9 protein-coding genes are annotated in these 13,052 nt (G+C 59.0%); 5 read left to right on the top strand and 4 right to left on the bottom strand.

Going from position 1 to position 13,052, the window contains the following annotated elements; genetic code table 11:
- Positions 1 to 207 precede the first annotated feature (207 nt).
- Positions 208 to 969 (top strand): HpcH/HpaI aldolase family protein, encoded by a 762-nt coding sequence (locus tag NZK35_RS04705; RefSeq protein WP_259631440.1) that lies wholly within the window; start codon positions 208 to 210, stop codon positions 967 to 969.
- Positions 970 to 1,311: 342 nt separating this feature from the next.
- On the top strand, positions 1,312 to 3,288 hold the full coding sequence (locus tag NZK35_RS04700) for an SdrD B-like domain-containing protein (protein WP_259631439.1): 1,977 nt from the start codon (positions 1,312 to 1,314) through the stop codon (positions 3,286 to 3,288).
- Positions 3,289 to 3,465: 177 nt separating this feature from the next.
- Here NZK35_RS04700 and NZK35_RS04695 read toward each other — a convergent pair whose 3' ends face one another.
- From NZK35_RS04695 to NZK35_RS04680, 4 genes are all read right to left on the bottom strand, one after another.
- Positions 3,466 to 4,206 (bottom strand): N-formylglutamate amidohydrolase, encoded by a 741-nt coding sequence (locus tag NZK35_RS04695; RefSeq protein ID WP_259631438.1) that lies wholly within the window; start codon positions 4,204 to 4,206, stop codon positions 3,466 to 3,468.
- 76 nt (positions 4,207 to 4,282) lie between these two features.
- Positions 4,283 to 5,521 (bottom strand): carboxylate-amine ligase, encoded by a 1,239-nt coding sequence (locus NZK35_RS04690; RefSeq protein WP_259631437.1) that lies wholly within the window; start codon positions 5,519 to 5,521, stop codon positions 4,283 to 4,285.
- 2 nt (positions 5,522 to 5,523) lie between these two features.
- Positions 5,524 to 6,990 carry a RimK family protein gene (locus tag NZK35_RS04685; RefSeq protein ID WP_259631507.1) on the bottom strand — a complete coding sequence of 489 codons (1,467 nt, stop codon included), beginning with the start codon at positions 6,988 to 6,990 and terminating at the stop codon, positions 5,524 to 5,526.
- A 5-nt stretch (positions 6,991 to 6,995) separates the two neighbouring features.
- The gene (locus tag NZK35_RS04680) at positions 6,996 to 7,775 is read right to left on the bottom strand and encodes a C39 family peptidase (RefSeq protein ID WP_259631436.1); all 780 of its coding nucleotides are present in this window, start codon (positions 7,773 to 7,775) and stop codon (positions 6,996 to 6,998) included.
- A gap of 624 nt (positions 7,776 to 8,399) precedes the next feature.
- Between NZK35_RS04680 and NZK35_RS04675 the strand changes: the two genes are divergently transcribed.
- The 3 genes from NZK35_RS04675 to NZK35_RS04665 all read left to right on the top strand — a co-directional run bounded on the left by NZK35_RS04675 (position 8,400) and on the right by NZK35_RS04665 (position 12,672).
- Positions 8,400 to 10,658 (top strand): PQQ-like beta-propeller repeat protein, encoded by a 2,259-nt coding sequence (locus NZK35_RS04675; protein ID WP_259631435.1) that lies wholly within the window; start codon positions 8,400 to 8,402, stop codon positions 10,656 to 10,658.
- 95 nt (positions 10,659 to 10,753) lie between these two features.
- Positions 10,754 to 10,993, top strand: a complete 240-nt coding sequence (locus NZK35_RS04670; RefSeq protein ID WP_259631434.1) for a DUF3311 domain-containing protein — start codon at positions 10,754 to 10,756, stop codon at positions 10,991 to 10,993.
- On the top strand, positions 10,990 to 12,672 hold the full coding sequence (locus NZK35_RS04665) for a sodium:solute symporter family protein (protein ID WP_259631433.1): 1,683 nt from the start codon (positions 10,990 to 10,992) through the stop codon (positions 12,670 to 12,672). Before NZK35_RS04670 ends, NZK35_RS04665 begins: the two co-directional genes overlap by 4 nt.
- Positions 12,673 to 13,052 lie beyond the last annotated feature (380 nt).

Here is a 13,052-nt window from a genome sequence, read left to right as displayed (position 1 = left end):
GGTTGCCAAATCCTGCAGCAAAAGAATCGACGTCCCGCGGGAGGGTGCATCAGCGTCTTGCGATGAACGACGACAGACAAAGATTCCGCTAGGGTCAGTAGAGCCCCGACAGCCCCATTGTTGACTGCCCCGTGGCAAGACGACACTATGCACGCCGGGATTTGCTCGGCTTTCGGTTTGATCCTTCCTGCTTGGTAACCCACCCTGATGAGAAAAAGCAAGACACTGGCACGCATCCGCAATGGAGAAGCCATCCGAACCTGCGTGCTGGGGCACTATATCCCTGCCTATGTCTGTCATGCCGCGCGGGCCGGTTACGATTGCCTTTGGCTGGATCTGGAACACCGTGCGCTGTCGATCCATGAGACCCAAGCGCTGCTGGCGTTTTCGCACTTGTACGACATCGACGTCATGCTGCGGCCGCCGACGCTGGAAAAAACGGGTCTCTATCGATACTTGGAAGACGGTGCGTCGGGCTTGCTGATCCCACACGTTTCGACGGCCGAAAAGGCCAGGATGTTGGTCGACGCGGTCAAGTTCCCGCCGCTGGGCGACCGCGGGATCGACAACGCCGGACTGGACGCCGACTTTCATGTTCACGACCCCGATCACTACGCCCAGTGGGCCAACCGCGAAACCTTTCTTTGCGTTCAAATCGAAACGCCCGAGGGTGTTCACAATGTCGACTCGATCGCGGCGGTCGAGGGCGTCGAGATGATCTTTGTCGGTCCGGGTGACCTGGGATTGCGGTTGCGTCAATCCGGCGAAATGACGATCGACGAAGCCTGGGATGCGGTCGCCGCAGCCTGCAAAAAGCACGGCGTCGCGTTTGGCGGTCCGACGATGGGACTCGACGAAATGCAAAAGCGGCGCGACCTCGGCGCCCAGTTGCTGGTCAACAGCAGCGAGTTTGGGCACTTTTCCAAAGGCCTTCGAGAAGACATCCGGCAATACGACGAACTCAGCTGAGCGGATGACGCTGCCGGGACATCAAGCCCTCGCCGCCGGAGTCGTTCGTGAGCCCGGCCGCGTCGGGACCAGCATAAAATCCGATGCGTTCAGCGGCAGGCCATCAGCAGATTTGGTGGCAGAACCGTCGTCGAACAAAATGGCCGTTTTTTTTCCGGTCGCTCGCATCGAGTGCGTGGCATGAGTATAACCATGCACTCGCGCCACTCTGTTTCTGATGGGGCATAAGGCGACTGGTTTGGATGCGATTTCAGTGGTTGTCCGATCGTCTCGTCTGCCATCTCGTTGGCATGCCTGCCGATCGGGGATTTTGATCTCAATGCAGAACAACGAGGTTTCCCCATGCGTCGTCGCAATCGATTTGAGCGTTTAGAGGCCCGCACACTGTTGGCTGCCGGGCTGATCCCCGTCGACACGACCTTCAGCGTTGACAGCAATGAAGGTGGACTTCAGATCTCCGGCAACGCCGTGTTGAGATTCGACGCGGTGGTTCTCGATCCCGCACTCGACGGCCCCGAAGACATCAGTCTGACGAACGTCGAAGTGACAAGCTCCGGTCAAGTGAGCGGACAGGTGGATGGATTCAACGTCGTCGCCTCCTTCCAGACGACCAACTCGACGCCTCCGTTGGCGATCGTCGCCGGCGTCAGTCCCGATACGTTGCAGGTCGACAGCGTCGGCCCCGATCACTTTCCCGGCACCGTGACCGGAACCGTCGCCGGCCAACCGATCCAAAACGGTGTGTTCACCGCGACGCTGGATTCGGACATCGATTTCCCCACAAGCGGCTTGTCCGGCACACTCGGAATTTCAATCACCGGCACCGTCTTCGGGGTCCCCTTTTCCGAATCCGCCCAAGCCGCAATTTCGCAAACCGACGTGATTCCTTCCGGAACCGAGTTTCCAGACCCGAGCTTGAGAAGTGTTTCCGGACGCGTCTTCGTAGATGCCGACGGAGACGGTCTGCGCGAGTCAGGCGATCAGCCCGTCGAGAATATCACCGCCGTGTTGTTGCAAGATTCCGTCGCCATCGATTCGATGCAAGTCGATCGCAACGGCTTTTATTCGTTCTACAACTTGCCCTCCGGCAATTTCCAGGTTCGATTCGACAACGTGCCCAGCGGCCAAGAATTCACGTTGCTGCAAGTCGGCTCCGACGCCACCATTGATAGCGATGTCGATCCGGCGACCGGGGCCACCGCCGTACTTGATTTTAGCGGCGGTCAAACGCTGCTCAACGTCGACGCCGGCATCCGCACGGAAACGACCAATGAATTCAAGCTCGATACGATCGGACTGTACCAAGGCGATATCTCCCTGTTCCATCTCAAGGAATCCTTCACGCCCGGACCCTCGGACCAGTACTTCGGGTTTGGCCCCGGCGGCAATGCGGGCTGGATCCCGGTGGTCGGTGACTGGAACGGCGACGGCGTCGACACCGTCGGGCTGTATCAACCCGATATCTCGCTGTTCCACTTGAAAGATTCATTCGCGCCCGGCCCCTCGGATCACTACTTCAACTTTGGCCCCGGCGGAAACGCTGGCTGGATTCCGTTGGCCGGTGATTGGAACGGGGATGGCACCGACACGATTGGTCTGTATCAACCCGACATTTCGCTGTTCCACCTCAAAGATTCCTTCACCCCCGGCGCATCGGATCAGTACTTTGTCTTTGGTCCCGGAGGCAATGCGGGCTGGATCCCGGTGGTTGGTGACTGGGACGGCGACGGCGTCGACACCATCGGGCTGTATCAACCCGATGTGTCGCTGTTCCACCTCAAGAACTCTTTCACCCCCGGCGCATCGGATCAGTATTTCGGGTTTGGTCCCGGAGGAAACGCAGGTTGGACACCGTTGGCCGGTGATTGGAACGGTGACGCGACCGACACGATCGGGCTGTATCAGCCCGACATCTCGCTGTTCCATCTGAAGGACACGCTCACCCCCGGCGTCTCCGACCAGTACTTCGGATTCGGCCCCGGTGGAAACGCGGGATGGATTCCATTGGCCGGTGATTGGAACGGTCCCGAAAGTCCCGTCTTGTTGGCAGCCAGCCCCGCGCCGGCCGCGCCATCGGACGTGCTGCGGACGGGTGCTAAATCCGTTGCCGATCCGGAAGATGCCCTTGATGCGTCGGCGTTGCTGACCAGTTCGAATGCCCAAACGGAAGGCATCCGATGGAGTGCCGAAGCGGTCCGTTCGTCGGACACCGGTTCGGCAACCACGTCATCCGAATCGAGTGGACAAGACGGCGAAGAGACCTCATCGGACGCTTCCCCCCTGCAGTTGCTCGACGACGCCTTCGCAACCTGGCAGTAACCACGCATCATCAGCCATCCATCCCAGCGGGACGCGTTGCGGGCTGTTGATTTAAGCCCAATACCGCTNNTTTAAGCCCGCACGCGTTAGCAAGGGGCCACGCGGCGCCCCTCGCTGGCGCGTCGCACCTGGCATCATCGCCTTGATATCGGAACATCGACTAAATCGACAGCCCGGTCAGCGACCGGCGATCGGCGCCTCATCCCAACCCGCGGCGATCAGTTCCTCGACGACTCTCCGCTGGTGTTCCGGTGATCGTTTGAAGAACCGATGGTTGATTTCGATTTCGATGCCAAAGTATCGCCGCGAATCGTAACGCTGGCGTAGCGTCGTCGTCAGCCCGTCGGCGGTTCCGGCATACGGCTGGTTCATCAGCACCCGCCGTTTCGGAGAACGCTCCACCAACCGCTGTCGCCATCGCCGACAATACTCCGCTTCGCCGCCGGCCTCGGGGTCAAACAACAACCCGAGATCAATCGGCCGCCACACGCCCGCGATCCGGGGCGTAAAGGTGTGGACGGAAAAGTGGATTACCGTCTGCCCCCGTTCGATGATCGAATCGATCACGTTTCTCACCGTCTTGCGGTAGGGGTGATAGTACTGATCCAAAATCAAACGTTTCCGATCGTCAGCAAGGTCGCGAGTGAATTTGGAAAACAGCATCTCGTGATCGAGCGATCGGTTCAAATCGACCAACAACCGTGTGGTGGTCGATGAAATTAGATCGACGTTGAAGTGTTCGGCCAGCTGCATGGCCGCCGACAGGGAGCCCGGGTCATGCCCCCGATGACTGGCCAGCCAAGCCTTCGCATCGCCGCGGCTGAACGCATCGGCAAACTCGCCCGGAACCTGGTTGCCACCATGTTCGCACGTCACGACGTATCTGTGATTGATGTTTTCAGGGGGCATCGAATTCATTGACGCTCGTTGTCGATCAGTCGGTTTGCTGCAGAACGACGCCGGCGTCGTCGTCCCTGCGGCACGCTTCCGCGTCTCACGGCTGGAAGGGTTCCCAGTGATCCAACGAATCGGCGACTTCGTCATAGACGTCTTTCAAGTCGTCCAAGGTGAATTTCTTGCCCAGCGCCGCACAGATTCGCGTCGCCAGCGTCCCCTGGTCGGTGATCACCTGCAGCGGTGCGAACAGACTGTCGAGCACTTCATCGTTTCGCTTCATCCGTTCAAGCAGGAACGCCCACAAGTCGCCGGCGCGACAACTGGATCGGGGATAACCGAACAGCTTCAAATAGTCGGGCGAATCGATTTTTGCGTTTTCTGCCCGTTCGCTCACGTCGTTGAGAATGCCACGAAGCAATGAGGTCGAGACAGTCTTTTGCTGGTCCAGTGACGTCCAGGATTCCGCGACGAGTTCTTTCACCAATGCGATGACCGCGGCGCAGATCGCCACGTCGGCACCGGGATACTCTTGCACGTCCATCACCCGCAACTCGATCGATCCACGGTCAAATCGGGCGATCGCCCCCCGCGCATTGAGAAACTCGCCGTGCAACGCTCCGTCGGCATCATGATGACGAATGTCGGCGAACAGTCGATCCATGATTTCCGCCTGGTACGTGGCCTGGTCATAGATCGGTTCGGGAATCACATCGCCGACCAACGAGGGCACCTTGCTGCAATGTTCGGCATAATATCTCATTCGCGAATCGAGTTGCCCCGAATAGTTGCCACCCACCACCGGTGAACTGGCGGTCAGCGCCGGCAGCAGCGGCAGCACCAACCGCACGGCGGCATGCAGCCGGCCGAATTCCTGGTCATCGGCAAACGGCAGATTCAGGTGGACGCTTTGCACGTTCGCCCAGCCGTGACTGTGACAATCAAAGATCTTGTCATAGGCGTGGTAGATTTCGTGATACTGATGCGGCCACAACGCGGTCTCGGCAACGGGGTCCATCCAGGGATGCATGCCCGTCGGCATCAATCGAACGTTGAGCGCGTCCAAGGCAGGGCCGAGATCGCGGATCGCCTTTTCGAACCGTGACGGAAGCGGGCGAATCTTCGTCGCCGGTTCGGTCGTCTTGAGCTCGATGACGTGCAAGGCCAACTCGTTCGACCAGGTGATCGGACCGGATTCATATTCCGACGTCAATTCACCGCCGGCCAGTGACGCCAACAACACATCGGCGACCGGTCGCACGCCGAGCGTGTCGCGGTCGACCAACATGTATTCCAGTTCAATGCCATACGCATCGAACAACTTCAAACGGTCTGACATGATTATCTCGAGTTGGCTAATTGCTTTTGGACTTCGATGCGCCGAGTGAACGACTCCATGATCCGACGATAAAGATCGTCGCGGAGCACGGCGTCTTCGATTCCGGAATCGAGGTTGGGATTGTCGTTGACTTCGATGACATAAAACTGACCATCGGATTCTTTGACGTCGACGCCGTAGAGTCCGTTTCCGATCAAGTTGGCGGCTTTCAACGCGACCGAAACGGCCTTTCGCGGTGCGGTTTCGACGGGCAATGTTTCACATTTGCCGAATTTCGGTTTGCTGCCCTTCGAACCGTGATTGGCGATCTGCCAGTGCCCCCGCGCCATGTGGTACTTGCAGGCGAATACGGCGCGTTGATCGAGGATTCCGATCCGCCAATCGAAGTCGGTGCGCATGTACTCTTGGGCGATCAGCAGCTCCGAATCGGAAAAGAATTCGTCCAGCCGGCGTCTCAGGTCGTCGATGTTTTCGGCTTTGACGACGCCTTGCGAAAACGCGCTGTCGGGACGTTTCAACACACACGGAAAACTGAGTTGCCCGGCGACTTCATCGGCGTTGCCGCGATGGGCCACGATCGTTCGCGGCGTCGGCACTTTGGCTCGATTGAGCAATTCGGCCAGATAGACCTTGTTGGAACAGCGCAAGATCGACAGTGGGTCGTCGATCACGACCATCCCCGCCGCTTGGGCGCGTCTCGCCGTGCGGTACGTGTGATGGTTCACCGCGGTCGTTTCGCGAATGAACAATGCGTCAAACTCCAGCAACCGTCCGGTGTCTTCGCGGGTGATCAACTCCGCCGCAATGCCTTCCTTCGCGGCGGCCTTGACCATCTTTTTCAGTGCGGCTTCGTCCGAGGGCGCCAATTCGCCTTCCTTCGGGTCATGCAAGATCGCCATGTCGTATCGCGTCACCTGACGCTTTGTGCGAACCGTGCTGCGGCGGGTGAAGTGCCGTTGTGCCGCATCGGCAACGAATTGACGGTGGTGCTTGGGCACATCGTTCAATGCGATCGCCGAAGCGCCACGCAACCGCCACTTGCTGCCTCGGGTGAACTTGAATCGCAACAGGGGAGCTTGAAACAGCGCGTACAACTCCTTGGCCAGCCGGCTGTGTTTTTTGGCAACATTTTCGCCAAAATACACGCTCAGCACAAAGCTGTCGGTCGTCAACGAGTGCAACGACTTTTGAATCAGCTCCTCCAGATGTTGCGGAATCAGTCGAATCGCGGCGGCCCCCCGCAAGTCCTGGATCGTGACGACGTCCGGCACCGCACGTTGCCCACGCGCCTCAGCCAGCAGTGACACGTAGTAACCGAGGCTTTGGTAGGCGTACGACCGACAAAGGTTGTAAACCCTGGCCCCACGTGGAGTGCTTCCGTTGGGGCTGGAGAGAAATTCGCCCGGGTCAATGGTTTGAACGCCCTCAAACCGCCCGAGCCAATCATCGGCGGTTTCGGCGACGAGCACGATGTTCAATCCAAATTCCTTTCTGATGACGCAGAGGGTTCCAAAGTCAATAAGTTGGCATCGTACGTGACGATGCCCAACAAGATGGCCGACGTGACTTGCGACAACGGCGCCAAGTAGTTGTTCGTCGGTGCGAACGGATTGGGATGCAACGGGTCGGCAATCAAGACATTGCCCGAAACGCGATCGTATCCATGCAGCACCACAAAATGCCCGACCGGATCTCCGGCGATGTCGTCGGCGACACCGCTGCGTCCGTCTTCATCCGGCGGTTGGGGTCGCTCCCGTGATTCCTGATACAGGTAAGTTGCACTCAAGCCACACAGAATCGGGACGCCGGCGGTCAACGTTTTCGTGATCAAATGATCGTCCAGACGCTGCATCCGCACACGCCCGCCCAGCCGGAGATACTGCAAGTAGTATCCCGTCGCGACGTCGAAACGCTTCACATCGATGTCCTTGCGACTGCGTTTGGCCTCCAGCTGCTGGCGCAGCTTGTGGGACAATCGATCGGCGTCGGCGCTGCCACTGGTCGGGTCAAACCAAGACGGATCAAACAGATGCAGATTGTACGTCGTGATCTCTGTGTCGTAGCCTCGCTGAAGCGCGTGGCAACCCAGTTGAACCGCCAACGTCCCCGACCCGTTGCCGCCGCCCGTTTCATCGATCAGCTGGCCAATCTCGGCGGGATCGTTCCAGTAGGCGTAGACGGCAGCAAGGCACGTCGGGCCACAACTTGAATCGCTGGGCTGGGGTTGTATTTCGAGGTGCAGCGCATGTTTCATGGAGCGACAGTGGCAAGACAACAGAACTCATCCGCTCCATCCAATGGGGTCGTAATGATCATCGCCAGTTGCACGGCACATCGCGTACCAATCTGGATCGCAGCAGCGGCGACGTGGCCGATTCTGATCTCTGCCGGCCGACACCGCAATGGTTTCACCATCATCCAGTCTGCCTGGGCGGATGGAACCGTCGCGACAAACCGTCGCGACGCCCCAACAACATCCCCATCCGGCAAAGAAACTGCCATCGCCGGAAAATTTTTTTCCAGTTCGAAACGTCACCGGTCGTGCGTTTCGTTGTGATGCCGCTCCGTTGAACGCCCATGGTAGAGCAATGTCCGTCGGTAGAGGTCATGCGAGTCAGCTGCGGACCGTCTGGCAAATGGCTTCCTTCGATAAATTCGATTGCACGGACGATCCCCAGGCTGCTTTCTATCCGTGGGGACGCCCTGCCATCGGTGGGCGAATTCAAATCCGGCTCTGACTTGGCACGATTCGTGCATTCCACCGGCACCGTCCCTACAAACCGACCGCGGGTGGTGTTCTCGGCGTGCAGCCCTGCATCGCGACTTCTCCGGCGTTTGTCTCTTACGCGTGTTCCCAAGCCCGCCTCCAAGCACCTCCATGCCACTCAAACGTTATCCGACCGTTCTCAGCTGCTGCCTTTGTCTTTCTTTCTTCTTGCCTGATGCCGCGGCGAACGACTCGGCCAACTGGACACAGTGGCGTGGCCCGAATCAAAACGGAATCGCACAGTCAGCGCGACAGGTCGACGACGTGAATTGGTCCGGCGGTTCGGGAAGCAACATTCGGTGGAAGAACCCGCAAGCCGGTGGAATCTCCACCCCCGTCATCTTCAACGAACGACTCTACACCATCGTTCGTGATCAACCGGGCACCCCTCACGACGCCGAAAAGGTCATCTGCCTGGATGCGAACACGGGTGAGCAACTTTGGGAAAACGTTTACAATGTGTTCCTGTCGGACGTGCCCGCCGAGCGAATCGGTTGGTCCAACGTGGCTTGTGATCCGAGCACCGGCAACGTCTACGCGCTCGGTGCCTGTTGCCTGCTGCAATCCATGAACGGACAAACCGGTCAGACGCTTTGGTCCCGGTCGCTGAGCGAAGAATTCGGAATGCTCAGCACCTACGGCGGCCGCACCAACACTCCGGTGGTGTTCGAGGACCTGGTGATCATCAGTGGGGTCACGACCGGCTGGGACGAAACCGCCAGACCCGCGCACCGTTTCCTTGCCTTTGACAAATCGACGGGCGTGCTGGCTTGGATCACCAGCACCCGACCGCTGCCCGAAGACACCACCTACAGCACGCCCGTCTTCACGAACATCAATGGACAAGATGTGATGATTGCCGGCGCGGGCGACGGATTCCTGTATGGCATGCAACCGCGAACCGGCAAAGTCCTCTGGAGTCAGCCGATTTCACGACGCGGTATCAACACGTCGGCCGTCGTCGACGACAACGGCCAAGTTTACACCGCCCACGGTGAAGAAAACCCGACCGGCACCGCAATGGGCGCCGTGGTCCGGATCGATGCCACACGTGCAAGCCTGCAGACGGCGTCGGCCGAAGTCTGGCGAACGCCCGAGTTGACGGTCGGCAAGAGTTCGCCCTTGTTGGTTGACGGTCGGCTTTACGTGGTCGAAGATTCCTCACACTTGCACGTGCTCGACGCGGAAACCGGCAACGAGATCGGCGACGGACTGAAACTCGGCACTTCGATGCGCGGTAGTCTGATCTACGCCGACGGAAAGATCTATGCCTGCACCGCAACCGGCTACTTCCATATTCTCAAGCCGACCGAAGACGGGATCGAATCGATTTTCAAGTCACGCCTACCACGCGGTCATGAAGTCGGCGGTTCGTTGGCCGTCTCCAAAGGACGGCTGTACCTGCCCACCACCGAAGGCCTGTACTGTTTGGCCGGCGAGGACGCTGACGACACCGGATCCGGCGGAAACGTGACCGCTTCGAGGCTCAACGCCCAGCCTCGACCGGCCATCACCGACACCACGATCAGCCACCTGCAATTGATCCCCGCCGAAGCCATCGCAGTCCCGGGTGCGGCGCTGCCCTTGCGGTTGGTTGCGTACAACGCGGTGGGCCAGCGTTTGGAAACCCCGGCAAATGCGACGTTTGAAGTGTCCGGCGATGGAAGAGTCGATGCCGACCAGAATTTCCTCGCGTCCACCGACCTGACTGGCCACACCGCCGCCGTCGTGACCGCACGCATCGGCGACCAACTCGCGACATCCCGATTACGTGTCGTCCCTCCGTTGCCCTGGCAATTCGACTTCAGCGATAACGCCGTTCCGGTGACTTGGATCGGCGCCCGCTATCGCCACGAACCGCGCAAAGTCGATGGGGATCCGGCGTTGGTCAAAATCACCACCATTCCCAAAGGCACACGCAGCCAGTCGTGGATGGGACCGACCGACATGCACGACTACACAGTGACTGCGGACGTCAAAGCGGCGGCGGCGTCCAAGTTGCCCGACATCGGCCTGATCGCGCAGCGCTACACGCTGGATTTGATGGGCACCAACCAGCAACTGCAAATTCGCACCTGGCCGGCGCAGAACCGGATGGCGCGAAGTGTTTCGTTCGCTTGGAAAGCCGACACCTGGTATTCGATCAAGTTCCAAGCCACCAGCGAAGAGGGACAGGTCGTTTTGCACGGCAAGGTTTGGCCGCGGGGAACGGCAGAACCTGAAGCATGGACCCTGACCGCAACCGATCCCGCCCCAAACACGCAAGGCAGTCCCGGATTGTTCGGCAACGCCACCAACGCGGAGATCTTGATCGACAACGTCACCGTCGCGGCAACCCCGCCGGTCGAAAGTGAGCGTGACGACCGTTAACAGGTTGCACTGCCACCGTGCTTGACGAAACTGAAATTCGGCTCTCCCCGGAAAAGGAGAGTCAAAGAACCCTTTTACCTTCCAAATCACACTTCATGAAATATCTTGTTTGGGGACTTGTTGTCCTTCTGGTCGTCTTGCACCAGGATCTCTGGAACTGGGACAACGACCAGTTGGTATTCGGATTCTTGCCGGTCACGTTGGCGTACCACGCCGGCATCTCCGTCGCGGCGAGCATCGTCTGGTTTCTGGCGACTAAGTTTGCTTGGCCGGGCGATTTGGAAGGCGTCACGGAAACCGCATCCGAAACCGACCATCCGGAGGCCGTGTCATGAGCCCTGGAGTCATTAAAGTTTTAATCATCGGCGTGTATTTGGCGGCGCTCGTCGGCTTGGGACTGTTTTCCTCGCGGCTGTTTCGCGGGACGTCAAAAGACTACCTGCTGGCCAGCCATTCGATCGGCCCGTTTCTGTTGTTGATGTCACTGTTCGGCACGACAATGACCGGGTTCGCGTTGGTCGGATCGACCGGTGAAGCGTTTGCCGAAGGGGTGGGCGTCTACGCGATGCTCGCTTCCTCCTCGGGCATCATTCACTCGCTCTGCTTCTTTGTGCTGGGCATCAAGCTTTGGTCATGGGGAAAGAAATACGGCTACACGACACAAATCGCGTTTTTTCGCGATCGACTCGGCAGCGACAAAATCGGCTTGCTGCTGTTCCCGATTCTCGTCGGACTGGTCGTCCCCTATCTGTTGGTCGGAATCATCTCGGCCGGCAAGGCGATCGAAGGTGCGACGCGAGGCGATTTTCTGATGCTGACTGAATCGGGCAGTATTCCGCCCTGGTTGACCGAATTGGTGATCTGCAGCGTCGTCTTGGTCTACGTTTTCTTCGGCGGAATGCGGGGCACCGCCTGGGCCAACACGTTCCAAACGATTGTCTTCATGGTCCTGGGCGTCGTCGCGTTCTATTTGATCGCGACGGGCCTAGCCGCCAAATCGGTTGAAAGCGGACGTGCCCATGAGATCCGCGATGGCCAGCGCGTCGTGCGTACCGAGCCGCCGTCGGGGCTGATGGATTCACTGCACATCGTCTCCCAAGAAATCCCCAAGGCGCGGCGGGTGCGGGCCGAGGTTACCCTTTCGGACCAACTCGCCACTGTCGAAGCGCCCGAAAAATTTCGCACGCGGGAGCGGATGGATCCGTGGCTGTTCTTGACGTACATGTTGATCCCGTTTTCGGTCGGCATGTTTCCGCACCTGTTTCAGCACTGGTTGACCGCCAGGGACGCTAACGCATTCAAGCTGTCCGTGGTCGCACACCCCGTGTTCATCTTGATCGTCTGGATTCCGTGCGTGTTGATCGGCGTCTGGGCGACGACGGGCTTGATCGACATCCCACCTCCGATCGCCAGCGATCCCAACAAGGTGCTCGGATTCATGGTCAAATCGCTTTCGGGCGATGTCCTGGGCGGGTTCCTGTTGGCCGGCATCTTGGCCGCGATCATGTCCAGCCTGGACAGCCAATTCCTGTGTATCGGAACGATGTTCACCAAAGACATTGTGGTCCACTACAGTCGCGAAGACCGATTCAGCGATCGTCAGATCATCCTGATCTCGCGCGGGTTCATCATCGCGGTCGTCTTGGCAACCTTCCTGCTCAGCCTGACCACGATCGCCCAGACACGTGTGTTCCAACTGGGGATTTGGTGCTTCAGCGGATTCAGCAGCTTGTTCCCGCTGGCGTTTTTGTCCATTTACTGGCGCGGGTTGACCAAGTGGGGCGCCTACGCCGGCGTGTTGACCGCGGCCTCGGTGTGGTTCTGGCTGTTTTCGGCCTCCCAGTTCGGTGCGATCGAAAACTGGTCGGTTGATTTCACGCTAGCCGGCAGCACGATCCACACGATGCCGGTCGCGACGATCTTCCTTGCATCGACGCTCGCCACCGTGATCGTGTCCCTCGCGACGCCCAAACCCGACGCGAGGACACTGGAGAAGTTCTTTCCCGCGAAATGAGTTCGCAATGGCATCAACCCGAGTCACTCTTCCGACCAGGAAACGCTGGGGAGCATCTATTTCCTGTGATTCTCAATTTAGCGATATTGGGCTCGCGGGCTGTCGGTTTAGTCGGGTTCTGCTGAGTCAATGGTGAGCCGCTGGCCGTGAGGTCTCGGGCAAGGTCGCTGTGCCCGGCCGCTTACGCGTCGCGGCTCACAAAAACGACAGGCCGCTCGCGCCTTTCCGCGAACAATTGCTTCACAGCGTCGCCTGCCAGGGAGGGTCGATGGGTGGCTCGTCGATTTCACTTCACCGGTAGGACGCCTGCGCCATCGCCTTCCGCCATGCCCTATGCGTCGTTAAAGTGTTTCCTTTGGTGCGGTTACCGTAGCGCTCCG

Source organism: Stieleria sedimenti, from assembly GCF_025060895.1.
GTDB classification, from domain to species: Bacteria; Planctomycetota; Planctomycetia; order Pirellulales; family Pirellulaceae; genus Stieleria; species Stieleria sedimenti.
The sequence above is the reverse complement of the archived record's forward strand: the minus strand, read 5'-3'. Positions and strand labels throughout refer to the sequence as shown.